The sequence below is a fragment of the Streptomyces sp. NPDC001904 genome (genome assembly GCF_040297005.1).
GTDB lineage: Bacteria > Actinomycetota > Actinomycetes > Streptomycetales > Streptomycetaceae > Streptomyces.
In genome coordinates, this window is record NZ_JBEOYI010000005.1 from 67279 (window position 1) to 87575 (window position 20297).

At 72.4% G+C, this 20297-nt stretch carries 16 protein-coding genes; 8 read left to right on the forward strand and 8 right to left on the reverse strand.

Going from position 1 to position 20297, the window contains the following annotated elements:
* Nucleotides 1–345 precede the first annotated feature (345 nt).
* Together ABT127_RS09655 and ABT127_RS09660 are read left to right on the forward strand one after the other, a co-directional pair.
* Nucleotides 346–1371 (forward strand): ATP-binding protein, encoded by a 1026-nt coding sequence (locus tag ABT127_RS09655; RefSeq protein WP_351446388.1) that lies wholly within the window; start codon nt 346–348, stop codon nt 1369–1371.
* Nucleotides 1372–1435: 64 nt separating this feature from the next.
* Nucleotides 1436–1630, forward strand: coding sequence for a DUF6479 family protein (locus tag ABT127_RS09660; protein ID WP_351446390.1), 195 nt, complete (start codon nt 1436–1438; stop codon nt 1628–1630).
* On the opposite strand, the gene ABT127_RS09665 is transcribed toward ABT127_RS09660, so the two are convergent.
* From ABT127_RS09665 to ABT127_RS09680, 4 genes are read right to left on the reverse strand one after another with little or no spacing between them, the layout of a single operon-like run.
* Entirely contained in the window at nt 1631–2974 is a 1344-nt protein-coding gene (locus tag ABT127_RS09665) for a cytosine permease (protein WP_351446392.1), read from the reverse strand.
* A 46-nt stretch (nt 2975–3020) separates the two neighbouring features.
* Nucleotides 3021–4502: a YlbE family protein gene (locus ABT127_RS09670; RefSeq protein WP_351446394.1), complete on the reverse strand. Its 1482-nt coding sequence runs from the start codon at nt 4500–4502 to the stop codon at nt 3021–3023.
* Nucleotides 4503–4504: 2 nt separating this feature from the next.
* Nucleotides 4505–6055: an acyl-CoA synthetase FdrA gene (gene fdrA / locus ABT127_RS09675; protein ID WP_351446396.1), complete on the reverse strand. Its 1551-nt coding sequence runs from the start codon at nt 6053–6055 to the stop codon at nt 4505–4507.
* Complete coding sequence (locus tag ABT127_RS09680; RefSeq protein ID WP_351446398.1) at nt 6052–6984, reverse strand: oxamate carbamoyltransferase subunit AllH family protein; 933 nt, start codon at nt 6982–6984, stop codon at nt 6052–6054. The genes fdrA and ABT127_RS09680 overlap by 4 nt, the downstream gene beginning before the upstream one ends.
* A gap of 145 nt (nt 6985–7129) precedes the next feature.
* Between ABT127_RS09680 and ABT127_RS09685 the strand changes: the two genes are divergently transcribed.
* Together ABT127_RS09685 and ABT127_RS09690 are read left to right on the forward strand one after the other, a co-directional pair.
* Nucleotides 7130–8065 carry a carbamate kinase gene (locus tag ABT127_RS09685; protein ID WP_351446400.1) on the forward strand — a complete coding sequence of 312 codons (936 nt, stop codon included), beginning with the start codon at nt 7130–7132 and terminating at the stop codon, nt 8063–8065.
* A 102-nt stretch (nt 8066–8167) separates the two neighbouring features.
* Nucleotides 8168–9442 (forward strand): MFS transporter, encoded by a 1275-nt coding sequence (locus ABT127_RS09690; protein WP_351446402.1) that lies wholly within the window; start codon nt 8168–8170, stop codon nt 9440–9442.
* Here ABT127_RS09690 and ABT127_RS09695 read toward each other — a convergent pair.
* Nucleotides 9427–10089 carry a GntR family transcriptional regulator gene (locus ABT127_RS09695; protein ID WP_351446404.1) on the reverse strand — a complete coding sequence of 221 codons (663 nt, stop codon included), beginning with the start codon at nt 10087–10089 and terminating at the stop codon, nt 9427–9429. The two genes, ABT127_RS09690 and ABT127_RS09695, sit on opposite strands and share 16 nt — an antisense overlap.
* 129 nt (nt 10090–10218) lie before the next feature.
* The gene (locus ABT127_RS09700; protein ID WP_351446406.1) at nt 10219–11739 is read right to left on the reverse strand and encodes a catalase; all 1521 of its coding nucleotides are present in this window, start codon (nt 11737–11739) and stop codon (nt 10219–10221) included.
* 494 nt (nt 11740–12233) lie between these two features.
* On the opposite strand from ABT127_RS09700, the gene ABT127_RS09705 reads away from it, so the two are divergent.
* Nucleotides 12234–13139, forward strand: a complete 906-nt coding sequence (locus ABT127_RS09705; protein ID WP_351446408.1) for a bifunctional helix-turn-helix transcriptional regulator/GNAT family N-acetyltransferase — start codon at nt 12234–12236, stop codon at nt 13137–13139.
* Between the two features lie 17 nt (nt 13140–13156).
* On the opposite strand, the gene ABT127_RS09710 is transcribed toward ABT127_RS09705, so the two are convergent.
* Nucleotides 13157–14281, reverse strand: a complete 1125-nt coding sequence (locus ABT127_RS09710; protein ID WP_351446410.1) for a DmpA family aminopeptidase — start codon at nt 14279–14281, stop codon at nt 13157–13159.
* A gap of 180 nt (nt 14282–14461) precedes the next feature.
* On the opposite strand from ABT127_RS09710, the gene ABT127_RS09715 reads away from it, so the two are divergent.
* On the forward strand, nt 14462–15460 hold the full coding sequence (locus tag ABT127_RS09715; protein ID WP_351446412.1) for an asparaginase: 999 nt from the start codon (nt 14462–14464) through the stop codon (nt 15458–15460).
* A gap of 410 nt (nt 15461–15870) precedes the next feature.
* On the opposite strand, the gene ABT127_RS09720 is transcribed toward ABT127_RS09715, so the two are convergent.
* A complete protein-coding gene (locus ABT127_RS09720; protein ID WP_351446413.1) occupies nt 15871–16893 on the reverse strand; it encodes a LacI family DNA-binding transcriptional regulator in 1023 nt (340 codons plus the stop codon).
* A gap of 151 nt (nt 16894–17044) precedes the next feature.
* On the opposite strand from ABT127_RS09720, the gene ABT127_RS09725 reads away from it, so the two are divergent.
* Both ABT127_RS09725 and ABT127_RS09730 read left to right on the forward strand, forming a co-directional pair.
* Nucleotides 17045–18853, forward strand: a complete 1809-nt coding sequence (locus ABT127_RS09725) for a glycoside hydrolase family 2 protein (protein ID WP_351446415.1) — start codon at nt 17045–17047, stop codon at nt 18851–18853.
* Between the two features lie 85 nt (nt 18854–18938).
* Nucleotides 18939–20282 (forward strand): ABC transporter substrate-binding protein, encoded by a 1344-nt coding sequence (locus ABT127_RS09730; RefSeq protein ID WP_351446417.1) that lies wholly within the window; start codon nt 18939–18941, stop codon nt 20280–20282.
* Nucleotides 20283–20297 lie beyond the last annotated feature (15 nt).

The window sequence follows — 20297 nt, forward strand, 5'->3', positions numbered from 1 at the left end:
CGCGCGATCCGAAGGGATGCCAGGAGACGGGGCGGACACCGGCTTCGCCGCCCGCGGCCGGGTATCGGTCCAGGTCGTGCGGTACTCCGTCACCGTAGATCTTGATGCGGGCCGGGGGTAGACCGGCCGGGCGGATCCGCGTCGGCGGGGAGTTCGCCGCGGGGTCGCTGTACCGGGTCCGTCCCGGTCTGCACCGGGAGGCGCACGATCGGGTACCGTTCGGCCCTGTTTTCCGTACCCCTGATGCGTCATCGTGCGGACGCCGCGCACCCTCTCCTCGACCGACCCCGTTCCCGCACCCGGCAGGACGTCACCACGGCGGCGCACGACAGGCGGGAGCCGATCATGAACGCCAGTACTCCGGACGCGGGATTGGTGGGGCGCGACACGCTCCTGGCGGAGGCCGGGACGCTGCTCGCCGACGGCCGCCATCTCACGCTCAGCGGGCTGCCCGGTGTCGGGAAGTCCCGGCTCGCCCGGACGATCGCCGCGGGTCCGGCCGTGCGGGGCGCCGCGCACGTGGTCGATCTCGCGCCGCTGCGCAAGGAGGCCCTGCTGCCGCACGCGATCGCCGCCGCCGTCGGGCTCGACGTCTCCGACGGCCGTCCGGTGCGCGACGGTCTGCTGGCCCACCTCGCGGGCCGGGAGGTGCTGCTGGTCCTCGACAACGCCGAACACCTGGCCGACGCCTGCCGGATCCTCGTCCCGGAACTGCTGTGGCGGTGCCCCGGTGTCCGGGTCCTGGTGACCAGCCGGCTGCCGCTGCGGACGGCGGTGGAGCGGCTGCTCGTCGTGGGGCCGCTGAGCGAGGAGGCGGCCATGGAACTGTTCCTGGACCGCGCGCGGGCGGCGGCGCCGGGCCGGTTCGGCACTCCGCTCCACGACGTGCTCGCGCGCAGTCTGTGCCGGCGCCTCGATCTGCTGCCGCTCGCCCTGGAACTGGCGGCGGCCAAGCTGGGCTCGCTGAGCCTGAGCGAGCTGGAGCACGCGCTGGACGTCGGGGACGATCTCGCGCCGCCGGACTGCGATCCGGGCCGGCGCCCCGCGCACCACCATTCGCTGAGTACCGTGCTGGGCCGCAGCCATGAACTGTGCTCCCCCGCGCAGCGGTTGCTGTGGGCCCGGCTGTCCGTCTTCATCGGTGCCTTCAGCGCCGACGACGCCGGGTCGGTCTGCGGCGATCGGCTGCTGCCGGACGTCGCGGGGGAACTCGACCGGCTCGCGGAGGGGTCGCTGCTGCACGGCCGGGCGGGCTCGTTCTGGCTGCCGGTGACCGTACGCACGTACGGGATGCGGCTGCTCGTCGCCCTCGGGGAGAGCGCGCGGCAGCAGGCGCGCTACCGGGCCTGGCGGGGCCGGGGTCTGCCCTGAGCCCCAACCGGGTGGCCTGCGCGCCCGAAGTGATTGACAGCCGTTTCATGAGGTACAGGCAGGTATGCGCACCTTGGCTGCCTCGGGCAGCGCCTCCTGGATCTTCACCGTCGTCGGCGTTCTGATCGTGATCGGCCTGCTCGTCCTGTTGTGGACGAGCAGGCGCCGCCTGGCTCGGCGTCCGAACCCGCCGCAGTCGCCGCAGCCGCGGCAGGACTCGTGGCAGGACCCGGACGAACCGAGGCGGGACGATCACTGATCAGCCGGACACGGCCTGGCCCTCCGCGGGCGCGGGCACGCACCGTTCGAGGACGGCGTACGCGAGGACCGCGACGACGAGGCCGGTGACGGCGTCGGAGAGCTGCGGCGCCGACCAGTGGGCGACGGCAGCGGCGCCCGCGCCGATGGCCCAGGCCCCGAACGCGGTGGGCCGCACGGCGGCCGCGGCCCGGCGGTCCATCGCGCCGCGGCCACCGCGGGCGAAGAACTGGTCGGCGATCAGGACCCCGCCGAGCGGCGGGACGAAGACGCTGAGGATCACGAGCCAGTCGAGGAAGTGGTCCCAGACGCCCGCGAGCGCGGCCGCCGTGCCGATCAGGCCGAGCACGATCGTCATCAGCCGCATCGTCCGCCCGGTCAGGTGCGACCAGCCGAGCGCCCCGTTGTAGAGGCAGTGGCTGCACACCGAGCCGAGGTTGACGAAGACGAAGACCGTGGCCAGCACGTTGAGCACGCCCGAGTGCTCGCCGGTCAGGATCGGCAGGAAGTCCCCGCCGGTGACGGCCGGGGCGGCGATCGCGCCCGCCGCGACCACCAGACCGCCGGTGATCTGTGCCACGACGCTGGCGACCGGGAACGCGCTGACGGTCGCGAGGACGGCCTGCCGGCCGTTCTTCGACCAGCGGGTGAAGTCGGCGGTCATGGTGCCGGAGTCGGCGAACGTCGCCATGATCGTCGAGACGGCGGCGCCGAAGGTGAGGGTGGAGGCGCCGCCCACGCCCTCGTACGAGAAGACGGCCCCCAGATCGTGGTCGCCGGCCACGATCACCAGGGCGGTCACGCCCGCGACGATGAAGAGCGGGGCGGCGACCGCGCCCAGCCACGACAGCGCCTTGATGCCGAGGTAGGTCAGGGCTATGAAGCCCAGCCCGGCCAGGACGGCGACGAGTTGTTCGTGCCAGCCGAACGCCTGGTGCAGCGTGGCGCCGGTGGCCCCGGTGTTGAACGCGAACCAGCCGACCACGATGGTGGCGAGGAACGCGGCGGCCACGACGTATCCGGCCCGGCCGAAGGTGCGCGTGGCCTGCAGCGAGAAGCTCTCGCCGGTGGAGCCCGCCCGGTGGCTGAGGATCCCCACGTAGACGAGCATGACGAGGTTGGCCACGGCGATGGCGGCCATCCCGCGCCAGAAGCCCAGCATGGCGACGACCACGCCGCCGGGGACGGCGTTGGTCAGGATCATCGGGAATCCGAACCAGACGGCCGAGACCGTCCACAACGACTTGCGCCGGTCGGCCGGGACCGGGCTGTGCTCGTACTCGGCGTCGAGGGCCGCGGTGTCCGGCTGTCCGGCCGGGTCCAGGGCGGAGTGCTGTGTGTTCATCGTGTGTGTGGGCTTCCGGGGCGGGCGCTCGCGCGCGTCAGAACCGTCAGGAGGAGGAGCCGGCGAACGTTTCGGCGAGGGCGGTGATCGCCTTGGTGAAGGCCTCGGCCGGCGGGTGCGTGATGCCCGCGCCGATCATGCCGATGCCCGCTTCCTTGTGGGCGATGGCGGTGTTGATGATCGGCAGGATGCCGGTGTCGATGACCTTGCGGACGTCGATGCCGGTGGGCAGGCCCTGGAAGTCGAGGGCGGGGATGGTGACGTTGGTGTTCTGCGCCGTGGTGATCTCACCCATGTCGCGCGTGTACTGCATCGCCTCGGCCACGGTGCCGCCGACGAGGGCGACGATGGCGGGCGCCGCCGACATGGCGAAGCCGCCGAACCCGTAGGTCTCCGTGATGGCGCTGTCGCCGATGTCGAGGCCGGAGTCCTCCGGCTTGTACCCGGCGAACATGGGGCCGATCACCTGCTGTGCGGGACCGGTGAACCACTGTCCCGGCAGGCCGGCGACGCGGATGCCGAACTCGACGCCGTTGCGGGCCATCGTGGTGACGATCGTGGAGTCCTCGATGCCGTTCGCGGCGTCCAGGGCGGCCTTCGCCACCGCCATCCAGGTCGGCCCGGAGAAGTAGTCGGAGGAGGCGACGAAGTCGAAGACCTCCTTCTTCTGCGCGGTCGTGAACGACGACTGGAGCAGGCCGGGCGCGAGGGCCTGGAAGAGCAGGAGGGTGCCCGCGCCGTTGCGGTTGTGGCACTCGTCGCCCATGTGGACGGCCTGGGACAGGAGCAGCCGCAGGTCGATGGGGCCGGTGAACTCGACGGCCTCCTTCAGCATCGGGCCGAAGACGTCCCGCATCCAGATCAGCCGCTCGACGACGGACTCGTCGTTGGCGCCCATCCGCAGGATCTTGGCCATCTGCTCGGACAGGTTGGTGTAGGCGGTGTTGCCGTGCGTCTCGTTCTTGACGATGTGCATGTACATCGACGCGGAGGTGACTCCGGCCATCGAGCCGACCGCGTTCATCTCGTGGCAGGGCTTGAAGGTGATCCGGCCGGAGGCGGCGACCTCGGCGGCCTCCTCCAGGTCCTTGGCCAGGCCCTCGAAGACGAGGGCGCCGGTGACCGCGCCGCGCATCGGGCCGTTCATCCGGTCCCAGGTGATGGGCGGGCCCGCGTGCAGGATCGTGGTCGGCGTCATGCCGGGGACGACGTCGAGGGCGCGGCCGTAGCCGACGAGCATCGGGCGGGCGGCGGTGATCCGCTCGACGGCCTCGGCGTTGGCCCGCTCGATGCGGGCGGCGAGCGCGGGCGCGTCCAGCGTGTCGAGGGCGCGGGCCGCCTCGGCGCTGCCGCCGCCCGGCGGGGTCCAGTCGAGGGTGGTGACCTGCGCGCCCTGGGCCGCGATGTCGGTGTCGAACATGGCGAGACCGACGTTGACGACGTTCAGGTCGGCGCCGAACAGGGCGGCGGCGGGGGTGACGGCTTCGGGAGCGGTCGCTTCCGAGGTGGCCGCTTCGGGGATGCTCATGACTACTTGGCCTTCCGGGCGATCTCGCGGGCGAACTGGCCCGTCTCGGTGGAGCTGCGGGTGACGACGACGCCGGCGGCTTCGAGGGCGGCGCTCTGGGCGGCGACCGACGGGGTGTCCAGGTCGGTGCCGAGGACGTACGCGATCACCGTCAGGTGGCGGCCCGCGTCGGCGGCGACGCGCTGTGCCTCCTGGATGGCGGGCAGGGTGGTGCCGACCGGGTCCTCGTGGGAGCCGAAGCCGAGGACGAAGTCCAGGACGAGGGCGGCGACGGACGGGTCCTTCGCCTCCTCGACGAGCCGTTCCAGGCGCAGTGCGGGGTCGATCATCGGGTGCGGCCGGCCGTTGGTGAAGTCGTCGTCGCCGAAGTCGAGGAAGGTGTGCCCGGTGCTGGGCGCGCCGGCGGGGAGACGGAAGGCCGGGTCCTTCTGGATGTTGCTGTACACGTCGACGCCCGCGTCCCGGACCGCGTACATCGTCTCGTCGCAGAGGGTGCCGCCGCAGAACAGGCCGCGCACATGGCGCTGGCCCTCCGCGAGGCGGCCGACGACGGCGTCGGCCGCGGCCTCGGCGTCGAACTCCGCGGTGCCGTCGGCCGGTTCGACGCCCGCGTGGGCCACGGCCTGGCGGGCGGCGTCCAGGCTGGATGCGGCGAAGTGCGCGCCCGCGGCGGTGACCGCGTCCTCGGAGCCGCCGATGAAGTAGACGACGACGGGCTTGCCCGCGGCGGCGGCCTCGGCGAGCACCTTCTTCTCGACGGACGGCGCGGGCGGCTTGGAGACCAGGACGATGACGTCGGTCGCCGGGTCGGCGGCGAGCGCGCGGATGCCGTCGGTCATCATCAGGCCGCCGACCTCCTCGCTGAGGTCGCGGCCGCCGGTGCCGATCAGCTGCGAGATGCCGCCGCCGAGCGCGTGGACGCGGACGGAGACCTCCTGCGAGCCGGTGCCGGAGGCGGCGACGATGCCGACGGATCCGGGGCGCACCTTGTTGCCGAAGCACAGGGCGACGTTGTTGATGATGGCGGTGCCGCAGTCCGGGCCCATCATGAACAGGCCCTTCTCGTGGGCGAGTTGCTTGAGGGCGACCTCGTCGGCGACGGAGACGTTGTCGCTGAACAGCAGCACGTGCAGGCCGCCGGCGAGGGCCTTGCGGGCTTCGCGGGCCGCGTACGCGCCGTTGACGGCGATGACCGCGAGGTTGGCCCCGTCGATGGCCTCGGCGGCGGCGGTCAGCGTGCGGTAGGTGACCGCTCCGGCCGCGGCGGACGCGGGGGCCTTGCGCTGCAGCAGCTCCTCGACCCGCTCCAGCAGGGCGTCCGTGTCGGCGTCGTCCGCGGCGACGAGGACGATCATCAGGTCGCCGCTGGCCGCTTCGCACAGCTCGTCGGTGAGCAGGCCCAGGTTGTCGAGGACCCCCTTGTTCATCTCGGTGCCCATGGCGGTGAAGGCCTGCTCCACCCCCTCCAGGGCGTTGGCCTTGGTCGAGACGGACATCAGGGACACGGAGTCGTAGTACGTGTTCTTCCGTACGACGGCTGTGGTGGTACTCACAGCGAACCTCGCAGTTCTTCTTCCAGGTGGAGTCCGGCCACCAGGCCGGACAGGGTGTCGCTGCCCGAGGTGTGGCCGATGGCCAGCAGCCTGCGGACAGGATCGTGCGGTGCGCGCGGCAGCGGGCCGTCGTCGGCCGACTGCCGCAGTACGTCGATGAGTTCGGCCCTGACCCGGCCGGCGGCGGCCTCGGTCAGCGTCGCGTGGGAGACGTCGGTGGTCCGTCCGCGGTGCGCGTCGAGGACGGCGCGCACGGCGGGGACGAGTCCGGTGGGTGCGGCTCCGGGCAGGGCCGCGACGAAGGTGAGGCCGGTGAGGAAGTCGTCGCCGGCCGGGGTGAGGCCGGGGCCGAGGCCGAGCAGGGCGAGGACGCCGCGCCGGATCTCCGCGTCGCCCTCGCCGTGGCGCAGTGCGGTGAGCAGTTCCGTGCGTCCGGCGTCGAGGGCGCGGGCGACGGCCAAGTCGAGCGGACCGGCGCCGGGGACGGGGCCGAGCATGCCGCCCCGGGGGCCGAACTCCTGGTTGAGCCGGTCGAGTCGGTCCGCGATGCGGGCGAGCGCGCCCGGGGCCAGATCGGCGAGGGACGGGGGCGTGGCGTGCCAGGCCCGCGCGCCGGTGCTGGTCACGAGCAGCGCGCGAGTCCCGGAGCCGAACTCCAGATTCCCGGATGCGAACACCATGTGCTCGCCGGCGGTCAGTGCGGTGCCGGTCCAGTCGGCGAGGTCGACGACGAGGGTGCGCGGAGCGTCGCCGCCGTCGCGGGCGGCGAGCGTGACGAGCAGGCCGTCGGGGGTGAGCAGGTTGACGACGCGGGTGAAGACGGAGTGGACCCGGCCCTGTCCGGTCGTCGCGCGCAGCAGGTCCAGGAGTTCGGCGTCGCCGGAGAGCGCCGAGACCGTTTGCGCCCCGGCCGATCGGTCACCGCGCATGGCGTCGCGCCCCCTTCATCCTTCGGCCAGCACCGGCGTGCGAGCTCTTCCGACGGTCCCCTCTGCGGAACACCCACCTTGGTATACCATTCGCCGTCTCGTAGGCGAACACCTGTAGCCGCACTTCTCAGCAAGGGACATCACCATGCGCATCGTCGTCGCTCTCGGAGGCAACGCTCTGGCCAGGCGCGGGGAGCCGATGACGGCCGACCGGCTGCGCGCCAACGTCCGCGGGGCCTGCCAGGCGCTGGCCGGTCTGGCCCGGGAGCACGAGGTCGTCATCACGCACGGCAACGGCCCGCAGGTCGGCCTGCTCGCCCTGCAGAACCTGGCCTATCAGGACGTCGCCGCCTACCCGCTGGACATCCTCGGCGCCGAGACCCAGGGCATGATCGGCTATGTCATCCAGCAGGAGCTGTCCAACGCCCTGGCCGGCGAGCGCGAGGTGGCCGCCCTCGTCACCACGACCGAGGTGGACGAGGCCGACCCGGCCTTCGAGCGGCCGACCAAGCTGATCGGCCCGACCTACTCGGCGCAGGACGCCGCCGAGGCCGCGGCCGAGTACCGCTGGACGATCGCCAAGGACGGCGGCGCGTTCCGCCGCGTCGTGCCGTCCCCGCACCCGCTGCGCATCATGCAGGCACCGCTGGTCGGCACGCTGCTCGACCACGGCACGCTGGTCGTCTGCGTGGGCGGCGGCGGGGTCCCGGTGCGCACCGACTCGCGCGGGCGCCAGATCGGGATGCAGGCCGTGGTGGACAAGGACGCGGCGAGCGCCGCGCTCGCCGCGGACCTGCGGGCGGACATGCTGATCATGCTGACCGACGGCGACTTCGTCAGCGAGAACTGGGGCACGCCGCAGCAGCGCGACATCCTCACCGCCTCCCCCGAGGGGCTGGCCGCCATGCAGTTCGCCGAGGGGTCGATGCAGCCGAAGGTCGAGGCCGCGGTCCGGGTGGCCAGGGCCGGCGGACGCGCCCTGATCGGCCCGCTCGACCGCCTCGACGACCTGCTGGCCCGCGAGGTCGGCACGGAGATCCGGGCCGACGTGCCCGGCGACGTCGTCTTCGTCGGCGCCTGACCCGAGACCCCGGCACCGTCCGGTATACCAAGCAGCGATCCCGCCCCCGTACAGCGACGGACGTCGTCGGGGCGGTACCGACAGGAGAGGAGCACCGCCACGGTGCGCAGGAACCCGCCGGACGCACCCCCTCGGACCGCCCCGCCCGGCCGGGCGGGCCCGCTCGCCGCACTGCGCGCGAGCCGGGAGTTCCGCGCCCTGTGGGTCTCCAACGTGTTCTTCTTCGGCGGGGCGTGGACCCAGACGATGGTGCTGGGCTGGATCGTCTTCGACACCACCGGCTCGGAGTTCCTGCTCGCGGTCTTCACCGCGGTGCGGCTCGCCCCGATGCTGCTCGGGCCACTGGCCGGAGTGCTGTCCGACCGTCACGATCGCGTACGTTTGCTGACGCTCGCGTGCGGCTGGGCTCTGGGCGCCGCCGTTCTGCTGTCGGCCCTCGAGTCGACGGGCCGGGTGCCGTACTGGGCGCTGGTCCTCGGCGGCCTCGCCATCGGTCTGGCCCAGTCCCCGTCGCAGCCCGCCCGCTCGGCGCTGGTCCTCTCCTTGGTCGGACGCCGTCACCTGAGCAACGCCAACGCCCTCAACGCCATGGCGATGAACATGACCCAGGTGCTGGGTCCGGCCCTGGGCGGCGCCCTGATCAGCGCCTTCGGCGCCGCGGCCGCACTGTGGATCTCCGCGTGCTGGTACGGGCTGTCGCTGCTCGCCCTGCGGCCGCTGCGCCGGGCCCGTGGGTCGCGCGGCGCCGAACCCCCGCGCACCGAGGAGTCGTTGCGCGTCATGCTCGTCGGCGGCGTGCGTCACATCCTGCGCAGCCGGCTGGCCACGGGCGTCCTCGGCGTCACTCTCGCCGCGAACGTGCTGCTGTGGCCCATCTACCAGGCGTTCATGCCGGTGTTCGCGCAGCAGTCACTGGGGCTCGACGCCGACGGCCTGGGGTGGCTGCTCACGTGCGGGGGCGTCGGCGGGCTCGTCGGTTCGACCGTCATCGCCGCGCTCGGCGACTTCCCCTTCAAGGGCGGCCTGTTCGTGTTCGGTACGGCGGGCTGGGCGGCCCTGTGGGCGGCGTTCGCGCTGTCGCACCAGGTGGCGGTGTCGTTCGCGCTGATGGCGGGGATCGGGCTGCTCAGTGCGGCGTTCGGCGTGCTCCAGACGACCTTGCTGCTGATGACGACCGAACCGGCTGTGCAGGGAAGGGCGTTGGGGGTGCAGGAACTCGCCATCGGCGTCATGCCGCTGTCCTCGCTCGTCCTCGGCGTCTCGGCCCAGTACGCGGGCGTGGCCGCGACCACGTTCGTCAGCGCCCTGATCCTCGTCGCGTTCCTGGCCGCTCTCGCGGTGCGGATGCCGGCGCTGTGGCGCTACCGCGGCGTCTGAACAGGCTGCCCGCGCTGATGCGCCACGGCCTCCACCTCGCTGGTCGCCAAATGCCGTTCCGCCAGCTCCTCGACGCTCCGTACGTCCCGCGCCTCGATCGCCCGGTACAGCTCCTCGTGCTCGTCGGCCACGGCACCGAAGTCGTCGTGCTGGCCGAGCAGCCAGCGCATCCGGCTGCGCAGCGTCCCGTTGAGCTCGCTCAGCAGCGCGTTGTCGGCGAGGTCGGTGACCGTCTCGTGGAAGTCGGCCGCCGCGTTCCGGGCCCGGGGGCCGTCGCCCTGCGCGGCGGCGTCCAGTTCGGCGTCGAGGTCGGCGCGGAGCCTGGCCAGTCCGGCCCGGGTGCGGCGCTGCGCGGCGAGCCGGAATCCCAGGACCTCGAGCGCCGAGCGCACCTCGCCGAGGTCGGCGATGTCGGAGGGCGTGAACTCGCGCACCACGGCCCAGGTGCGCGGGCGCGGTGTCACCAGGCCCTCGCCCGCCAGGTCGCGCAGGGCGTCCCGGACCGGGAGCCGGCTCACCCCCAGTTCCTGGGCGATCTCCCGCTCGACCAGCTTGCTGCCCGGCGCCCGCGTCCCCTCGATGATCTGATCGCGCAGCGTGCGCATGACACGGTCCGACTCCGGGGTGAACTCCTCAGCGCCTGTCATGCCGTCATTGTCCCATCGCAGGTCACGGCCCTGGCCCGGGACCACGACCGAGTCCGCGCAGGCGTCCGCCCGCCGCCTTCGGGGCGGCGGGCGGACGGTTGGACCCGGCCGGATCGAGCGCTCAGGCGCTCACGCCTTGTCCTGCATGGCGCTGCGGGCCGGGTTCGCCTGCTGGTCGGCCTTGGGGTCCTTCTGGTCCGCCTTGGCGCGCACGCCCTGCTCGATGCGCTCCCCGATGGACTTGTCGATGTTCGACCAGTAGGTGAAGGCCCTGGCCAGGACCGGCTCGCTCACCCCGTTGAGGAGGTGGCCGACGACGTTGTCCACGAGACGGTCGCGGGCGGCGTCGTCGAAGACCTCGCGCACCAGGGTGCCCGCCTGCCCCCAGTCGTCGTCCTCGGCGTGATCGACGTAGGCGGCGCGGGTGATGTCGCCGTCCGCCTGCCAGCTGGGCGGGGCGTAGCGTTCGGTGTCGGCCGCCGGGCCGCCCTTCGAGTTCGGCGCGTACACCGGGTCCTCCGTCTTGCGGAACGCCATGGCCCCGTCCTTGGAGTACGTGTGCACCGGCGCCACGGGGGCGTTGACCGGCAGCTGCTGGTAGTTGGCGCCGATCCGGTACCGGTGCGCGTCGGCGTAGGAGAACAGCCGGCCGAGCAGCATCCGGTCGGGGCTCGGGCCGATGCCGGGGACCAGGTTGTTCGGCTGGAACGCCGCCTGCTCGATCTCGGCGTGGTTGTCGGTGGGGTTGCGGTCGAGGGTCATCCTGCCGACCTCGATCAGCGGGTAGTCCGCGTGCGGCCACACCTTGGTCAGGTCGAACGGGTTGAAGCGGTAGTCCGCCGCGTCCTCGTACGGCATGACCTGCACGTGCAGCGTCCAGCTCGGGTACTCCCCGTCGCGGATGTGCTCGAAGAGGTCCCGGGTGTGGTAGTCGGTGTCGGCCGCGGCCATCTGGTCACCCTCGTCCTGGGTGAAGAACTCGATGCCCTGGTCCGTCTTGAAGTGGTACTTCACCCAGAACCGCTCGCCCTGGGCGTTGATCCACATGTACGTGTGCGAGGTGTAGCCGTTCATGTGGCGCCAGCTGCGCGGGATGCCCCGGTCCCCCATCAGCCAGGTGACCTGGTGGGCGGATTCCGGCGAGAGGGTCCAGAAGTCCCACTGCATGTCGTGGTCGCGGAGGTTGTTGTCCGCCCGGCGCTTCTGGGACCGGATGAAGTGCTGGAACTTCATCGGGTCCTTGATGAAGAAGACGGGCGTGTTGTTCCCCACCATGTCGTAGTTGCCCTCGGTGGTGTAGAACTTCACCGCGAATCCGCGCGGGTCGCGCCAGGTGTCGGGGCTCCCGCGCTCGCCCGCGACGGTCGAGAACCGGGCGACGAGATCGGTCCTGGTCCCCGGCTGGAACAGGGCGGCCTTCGTGTACGCGCTGACGTCCGCCGTCACCTCGAAGCGGCCGAAGGCGCCGCTGCCCTTGGCGTGCGGCTGCCGCTCCGGAATCCGCTCCCGGTTGAACTGGGCCATCTGCTCGATCAGATAGGAGTCCTGCAGAAGAATCGGGCCACCGGCGCCGACCGTGAGCGAGTGCTCATCGCTTTCGACCGGGATTCCGGCGTCCGTAGTGGTCGCTTTGCCTGTGACGTCACTCATGGGAAACGCGTGCCTTTCGATGGGGATGTTGTCCGCGCCTCGTGGGCCGCGCCGCCTCTGCGGCCGGGCGGCCCTTCGCCGAGAGGCGTCTCCTCCGCGCTCGGGGGCGTACGGAACGCCCCGGCAGCTCTTCCATCCTGCGGCCCCTTCGACGAGACGGCCATTTGTCAGGAATCACATCTTTGGACCCCACTCCTGAATGGGGCCACCCTCCGGCTGTCCGAGCGAAGCGTCTCTAAACGGATGGTCTCGGCACGTCTGGGTACCCGGCTGCCCCGGCGGGGGCCGAACGGCCCCTGTTCCGGCGGGAGGTTCCGTCGACAATGAAGACGAAGGCCCGGCCGGCACCGACAACCGCCCGGGCCACGAGGTTCGCTTCGGCAGTGAGGCGGACGGCAGCCGGGGCACCGCGGGACCACGCCGGAACACCGGGCGTGCGCGGGCCCCGGCTTTCGCCGTTGCCTCACGACGATTTCTCTGACTAAAGTCAGAGAATGACGACGGATGCGACAGAGATCGATCAGGTGCGCCGTTTCAACCGCACCGTCACCGAACGCGTGGGCGTGCTGCACGACCGCTACCTGGGGCGGGACCGGCCGATCGGCGAGGCACGGCTGCTGTGGGAGATCGGCGACGAGGGCCAGGACGTACGGAAGGTGCGGGAGCGGCTCGGACTCGACTCGGGGTACGTCAGCAGGCTGCTGCGCGCACTGGAGGCCGACGGCCTGGTCACCGTGGAGCCGCTGCCCCGGGACCGGCGGGTACGCACCGTCCGGCTCACCGGAGCGGGCCGCGCGGAGCGCGCCGCGCTCGACGGCCGCAGCGACGAGCTGGCCGCGTCCCTGCTGGCCCCGCTGAACACCGCGCAGCGCACCCGGCTCGTCGCCGCCATGGCGGAGGTCGACCGGCTGCTGACGGCGGCGACGGTCACCCTGGACACGGTCGACCCGGACCATCCGGACGCCCGGAACTGCCTGTTCTCGTACTTCTCCGAGCTCCAGGAGCGCTTCGACACCGGCTTCGACCCGGCCCGCAGTCTGCTGCCCGACGCCGGTGAGCTCCGGCCGCCGCGCGGCCTGTTCCTCGTCGCGCGGCTGCACGGCGAGGCCGTCGGCTGCGCCGGACTGAAGCTCCCCGCCGACGCGCCGGCCGAGGTCAAGCGCATGTGGATCGCCCCGCACGCCCGGGGCCTCGGCCTGGGCCGTCGCTTCCTCGCCGAACTGGAGGCACTGGCCGCCGGGCACGGGCGGGAGGTGCTGCGTCTGGACACCAACAAGGTCCTCGACTCCGCGATCGGGCTCTACCGGTCGGCCGGGTTCCAGGAGGTTCCGGCCTTCAACGACGAGCCGTACGCGCATCTGTGGTTCGAGAAGCGCGTCACGGCGGCGGGCGCGGGCTGAGACCGTCGGCCGCAGGGTCACCCGGCCGACGCGCGGACGAGCCGGGCCACCTGTTCCGTGGGCAGCGCCGGTGCGTGGTGGCCTCGTACGCCCGTGACCGGGTGCGCCGCGAACAGCGAGGCGAGCACGGCTTCTTCGGTGGCCTCGGCCGCGGCCCGGAAGAGCAGGTCCATCAGGGGACCGTGCTCCGCGACGGCGGACGCGTCGCGGACCGGTCCCTGTGGGGTGTGCGGGGTGCGCTGGGCCGTCGACCAGGCGAGCGCGTACTCGCCGCTGCCGTGCTGGACGATGCCGCCGGTCCTGGCGAGTCCGACCGTGGTCCGCTTGGCGATGCGCCGCAGTTGCCGGGCGTCGGCCGGGGCGTCCGTGGCGACGAGGGCGACGCACGATCCGGCGCCGCGCGCGAACTCCGCCTGTTCCGCAGCCTGTTCGGGGGTGATCGTGCGGCCGACCGGGACTCCGGTGACGGTCAGGTCGGCGGCGCTGCCGAAGTTGGCGAGGACCAGCGCGCCCACGGTCCAGCGGATGCCGTCCCCGGCGTCGACGACGCGCGAACCGGAGCCGATGCCCGCCTTCCAGCCGAAGGAGACCATGCCGGTGCCCGCACCGACCGCCCCCTCGGTGACGGGCGCGTCGGTCGCCGCGTCGAGGGCTGCCCGCACATGTCGCGGACGTACGTGCAGGCCGCGGATGTCGTTCAGCCAGCCGTCGTTGCACTCGAACACGGCCGGGTTGACGGTGCCCGTGGTCGTGCCGATCTCGGGGTGCCCGTCCAGCGCGTGCCGGACGAGTCCCTCGAAGGCGGCTCCGACGCCGAGGGTGTTGGTGAGGGCCAACGGGGTCTCCAGGACGCCGAGTTCGGCGATCTGGCTGAGCCCCGCGGCCTTGCCGAAGCCGTTGACGACCTCCAGGCCCGCCGCGGGTTTGTCGCGGAACACGGAGCCGGGTGCCGGGACGACGACGGTGACCCCGGTGCGCACCGGCAGCTCGGCGTCGTCGTGGGCGAGCGTGACGTGGCCGACGCGGACGCCCGGTACGTCGGTGAGGGAGTTCGCAGGGCCGGGAGGCAGCACGCCCGGGGCGATGCCCAGATCCCGGGGGCGGGGGCGGACGTCGGGGCGGTTTCCGGGGTGAGGTGTCATGGCGCGATACGTCGTCCTTGCGGCTGGGTTCGGCCCCCGCCGGCGGGAAAGGGCGACCGTCGGCGACCGTCGAACTGTGGACAGGCGTACATGATCTTCTGTCAACGTGGGACGGCTGTCGACAGTCCGACGGCCCCGGCGTTCGCGCGCCGGGCCACGCAACCCATCGGAGGAGCAGCCATGACCGCCTCGCAACGCCGACCCGCCGCAGACACCGCCCACGAGGTGCTTGCCGAAGTGTGGCGCGGTGACTTCCTGGAGTCCGTGCACCACGGATCGGTCGTGGCGCTCGCCGCCGACGGCCGTACCGTCATGAGCGCGGGCCCGGTCGACGCCCCCATGTATCCGCGCTCCGCCAACAAGCCGTTGCAGGGCGTCGGCATGGCGCGGGCGGGGCTCGCTCTCGACGGTGAGCTGCTCGCTCTCGCCTGTGCCAGCCACTCGGGCGAGGACTTCCATCTAACCGGAGTGCGGCGGATCCTCGCGGACGCGGGACTGACAGAGGATTCCCTGCGCTGCACGGCGGACCTGCCCCTCGGCGCCGGGGCGCAGGCCGCGCGGCTCGCCGCCGGGCAGGGTCCGACGAGGATCGCCATGAACTGCTCGGGAAAGCACGCCGCGATGCTCGCCACCTGTGCCGCCGCGGGCTGGCCGGTCGAGACCTACCTCGATCCCGGCCACCCGCTCCAGCGGGCCCTGCGCGACACGCTGGAGGAACTGGCCGGCGAGAACTCGGCCGCGGTCGGCGTGGACGGCTGCGGCGCTCCCCTGTTCGCGCTCACCCTCACCGGCCTGGCCCGTGCCTTCGCCCGGATCGCGACCGCGCCCGTGGACAGCCACGAGCACCGGGTGGTCACGGCCATGAGCGCCCACCCCGAGTACGTCGGCGGCACCGGCCGCGATGTCACGACGCTGCTGCGGGCGCTGCCCGGGGCCGTCGCCAAGGACGGTGCCGAGGGCGTCTACGCGCTGGCCCTGCCGGACGGTTCGGCCGTCGCCCTGAAGATCGCCGACGGCGGCCCGCGGCCCCGGTCCGTCGTGCTGACCGCGGCGCTGCGCCACATCGGAGTGGACGTCGACGCCGACCCGCGCCTCGCCGCGCTCACCGAGGTCCCGGTCCTCGGCCACGGCGAACCGGTCGGTGCCGTACGGGCCTCGGCGCTCCTCGACCCAGCCTGAGGCGTCTCACCGTTCCCCCACCGATGCGCTGCCGTTCGCCGCAGCCGGTGCCTCGACGGCGACGAGGTGCGGGTGTGCGACATGAACGGCATGAACGGCATGAACGGCTTCCACCACGGTGAGGGGAGAGCGGCGAGCCCGACGACGCGTACGTCCGGCTGCGCCGCGAGGGCTCGGGGGCGCGCAGGATCCGGCGCCCGGCGGCTGTGCGCCGCGCGTCCCGGTGGGCCGGCGCGTCGGCGGACTTCTCCTCGACGGGAACCGAACCCGACCGGCGACGGCACGTGCGGGAAGGCCGGTCGGCCCCGGCACCGGCTCCCCGTGTCGACAGTCAGGGGCTCCTTCTGCGCCCCGGTCGTCGTACGCCTCGACCGCTCAGGGCCGGTGAGGCAGGCGGCTCCGCGTCAGCGTCAGCCCCCGGTGCTCTCCCGCACGATCACCTCGTGCCCGACCACATGGTCCTGCAACGGCCCGCCGTCGGCATCGTCGATCCGGTCGACGAGCAGGGCCACCGCGGCCCGGGCGATCTCCTTCTTGTCCGGGGCCACCGTCGTCAGGGTGGGCACGCTGAACCGGGACGCCTCGATGTCGTCGAAGCCGACCACGTCGATGTCCTTCGGCACGCTCACGTCCTTCTCGTGCAGGGCCCGCAGCGCGCCCAGGGCGAGATGGTCGTTGAGGCACAGCAGCGCGTCCGGCGGGGTGTCCCGCTCGAGGAGCTCCGCGGCGGCCCGGGCGCCGTCCTGCCAGTGGTAGGCGTCCACCCCGATCACGAGGTCGCTGTCGAAGGGGACATGGGCCGCTTTCAGGGCCGCCCGGTGGCCGTCCGTGCGCAGGCGGTCGGTCCCCTGCCGGCCCCGGACCCGGCCGCCGACCACCGCGATCCGGCGGCGGCCGCGCGCCAGCAGGTGTTCGGTGGCGTCGCGCGCGGCCCGCACGTTGTCGATGGCGACGTGGTCCGTGCTGCCCTCCGCGGGCCGCTCGCCGAGCAGGACCACGGGCAGCCGTCGGTCGCGGGTGGCGAGGTCCCGGGGCTGCAGAGCGAGCGGGCTGAGGATGATCCCGTCGGAGAACTGCGCGTCGAAGCCGTGCAGCGCGGCCAGTTCACGCTCGCGCGAGCCGCCGGTCTGATGCAGCAGCACCGTTCTGCCGTGCCGGTCGGCCTCCGTCATCACGTGCTTGGCCAGCTCGGAGAAGTAGGCGACGTCGAGTTCGGGGACGGCGAGGGTGATCATGCCGGTGCGGCCCTGTCGCAGCTGACGGCCCGCGATGTTGACCCGGTAGCCGAGGGCGTCGATCGCCTCCCGGACGGCCTCGCGGGTCCGGTCGGAGACATGCTCGAAGTTGTTGATCACGTTGGAGACCGTCTTGGGCGAGACACCCGCGTACTCCGCAACGTCCTTGATCCTGGGTCTGGCCGCCACGCTGTCCATTCCTTCCGTCTGCCGTCCGCGATCGTACCGAGCATCACGAATAGGTTTCGGGCCGGATCCCGCCCCGCTCCACATATTTACAACGATGTAATCGCCATGGTGCCATGAGCCGCGCACCGACTGGCACCGCATTGACCCGGCAAGGAGCACCATGCCTGTCCCCCGTCCCGAGTACCCGCGACCGCAGTTCGCCCGCGACGCCTGGCTGAATCTCAACGGCACCTGGCAGTTCGAGATCGACCGGTCCGACACGGGCCTCGAACGCGGCCTGCGGGAGCGGGAGTTGTCCGACCGCATCACCGTGCCGTTCTGCCCGGAGTCGGAGCTGTCCGGGATCGGCGAGACGGACTTCCTGGAGGCGGTCTGGTACCGGCGCACGGTCACGGTGCCCGCCGACTGGGCGGACGCCCGGGTGCTGCTGCACTTCGGCGCGGTGGACCACGACGCGACGGTGTGGGCGAACGGCACCGAGGTCGCCCGGCACCGCGGCGGCTTCACCCCCTTCACCGCGGACCTCGGCGACATCGCCGCTCCGGGCGAGGAGCTGACGCTCGTCGTCCGGGCCCGCGACACCCGGCACGGCCCGCAGGCCCGCGGCAAGCAGGCGACCTGGTACGCCAACTCGCACTGCCACTACACCCGCACCACCGGCATCTGGCAGACGGTGTGGCTGGAGCCGGTGCCGCGCGCGGTCGCCCTGCGGCGGCCCCGGATCACCCCGGACCTGGCCTCGGGCAGCTTCCACCTGGAGCTGCCGCTGACGGGCAACGCCCCGGGCCACCGGGTGCGGGCGACTCTCGCCGACGAGCAGGGGACGATCGTCACCGCCGAGGCCCGCGCCGACCTGGACCTCGGCCCGCGGCTGGTCCTGACCGTGCCCGCGGACCGGCAGCGCGTGTGGTCACCGGCCGACCCGCACCTGTACGACCTGACCTTCGAGATCGTCGACGCCGAGGGCGCGCCGGTGGACCGCGTGACCTCGTACGCCGGTCTGCGCTCGGTCTCGATCGACGGCAAGCGGCTGCTCCTCAACGGTGAGCCGGTCTTCCAGCGGCTCGTCCTCGACCAGGGCTACTACCCGGACGGCCTGATGACGGCGCCGAGCGACGCCGACCTCGTCCGCGACATCGAACTCGGCCTCGCCGCGGGCTTCAACGGCGCGCGGCTGCACCAGAAGGTCTTCGAGGAGCGGTTCCTGTACCACGCGGACCGGCTGGGCTACCTGGTGTGGGGCGAGTTCGGCGACTGGGGCTGCGAGGTCGGCGTCCGCGACGACAACCAGCGGCCCGACGCCAGTTACGTCGCCCAGTGGCTGGAGGCCGTCGAGCGGGACTACTCGCACCCGTCGGTCATCGGCTGGTGCCCGCTCAACGAGACGTACCAGAACCTGCACGACCGCATCACCCAGCTCGACGACGTCACGCACGCGATGTTCCGGGCCACGAAGCAGGCCGACGGCACCCGCCCGGTGATCGACGCCTCCGGGTACGCGCACCGGGTGCCGGAGACCGACGTGTACGACTCGCACTGCTACGAGCAGGACCCGGCGGTGTTCGCGAAGACGATGCGCGGCCTCGCGGAGAACCGCCCGTACCTCAACACCGGCCCCGACGACCGCGTCTGGTCGGTCCCGTACAACGGACAGCCGTACTTCTGCAGCGAGTTCGGCGGCATCTGGTGGGACGCGGCGGCAGCCGCCGAGGCGGCCGGCAATGTGCTCGACGACTCCTGGGGCTACGGCGAACGGCCGCGCAGCGCACAGGAGTTCGTCGAGCGGTTCACCGGGCTGACCGGCGTCCTGCTCGACGACCCGGACATGTTCGGCTACTGCTACACGCAGCTCACGGACGTCTTCCAGGAGCGCAACGGCGTCTACCGCTTCGACCGCGGCGAGAAGGTCGACACGGCCCTGCTGCGGGCGGCCCAGCTGCGCGCGGCCGCCTTCGAGAACGTGAACTAGCTCAGCCAGTCCTCTCGCTTACATCGATGTATGACTGTGGGCGGCGGTGTCGGGACGACCCCGCCGCCCACCGGGAAGGAGCCTCATGACCGGCACACCCGCCCCCGTCGGTCGCCCCGCGCTCACCAGACGCCGCGCCCTGACGGCCGCGCTCGCCGCCGGGGCCTCGGTCCTCGGCGCGGGCGCGCTCAGCGGCTGCGGCAGCGCGCTGGCCGCGGGCGACGGCACGGTCCACCTGTGGGACCTGTTCCAGGGAGCCGACGGCGGCCTGCTCAACGACATGGTGCGCAAGGCGCGGCGCGACATGCCGGGCACGCACATCGAGCGCACCGTCCTGGAGTGGGGCACCCCCTACTACACGAAGCTGGCCATGGCGTCGGCGGGCGGGCGCGGCCCGGACGTCGCCATCGCGCACATGTCACGGCTCGCGGGCTACGCGCCGACCGGGCTCGTGGACCCGTGGGACATGGATCTGCTCGCCGAGTTCGGCGTCCACCGGGACGACTTCGCCGACGCGGTGTGGGAGCGGACGCAGTACGACGGCGCGACGTACGCGATCCCGCTCGACACCCACCCCTTCATCGTGTTCTTCCACCCGGAGCCGACGAAGAAGGCCGGTCTGCTGAAGGCGGACGGCACGCTGGACCTGGACGCGTTCTCGTCGCCGGAGAAGTTCCTCGCCGCCGGGCGGGAGCTGGCGAAGGCGTCCGGCAAGGAGGGCATCTCCTTCGGGTACGTCAACGACACCGCGCAGGGCTGGCGGCTCTTCTACGGTCTGTACAAGCAGACGGGCGGCGTCTTCGACCTGCCGCCCGGCGGGCCCGCGAAGGTGGACCTGGACCGGATGGCCGAGGTCATCTCCTTCATGGCCAAGCTGGTCGACGGCAAGGCCAACCCCAGGCGGCTCGACTACAACGCGAGCGTCGCCGCGTTCACCAACCGGCAGACGGCGATGGCACTGTCCGGCGAGTGGGAGCTCGGTACGTTCCGCAGCGCGGACAAGAAGGTGGACGCCGCACCCTTCCCGACGGTCTTCGGCACCCCGGCGATCTACGCCGACTCGCACTCGTTCGTGCTCCCCCACCGCGACGACCCCGACGCCGGGCACCGCCGCCGCACGCACCAGGCCGTGGCGGCGCTGCTGAAGGCGGGCCAGACCTGGGCGACGGCCGGGCACATCCCCGCGTACACACCGGTCACCCGCACCGAGGCGTACGCCGGACTGCTGCCGCAGGCCCACTACAAGTCGGCCGCCTCGCAGGTGGTCCTCGACCCGGCGGCCTGGTTCGTCGGCGCGGGCTCCGACTTCCAGAACGCCATGTCGCAGGTGCTCCAGCAGGCCCTGCTCGACGGTCTGTCCCCGGACCGTGCGGCGCGCGCGATGGTGCGCCGCGTCAACACCTTCCTCTCCAAGCCCAGCCCGGCCTGACACTTCCTGGAGGCA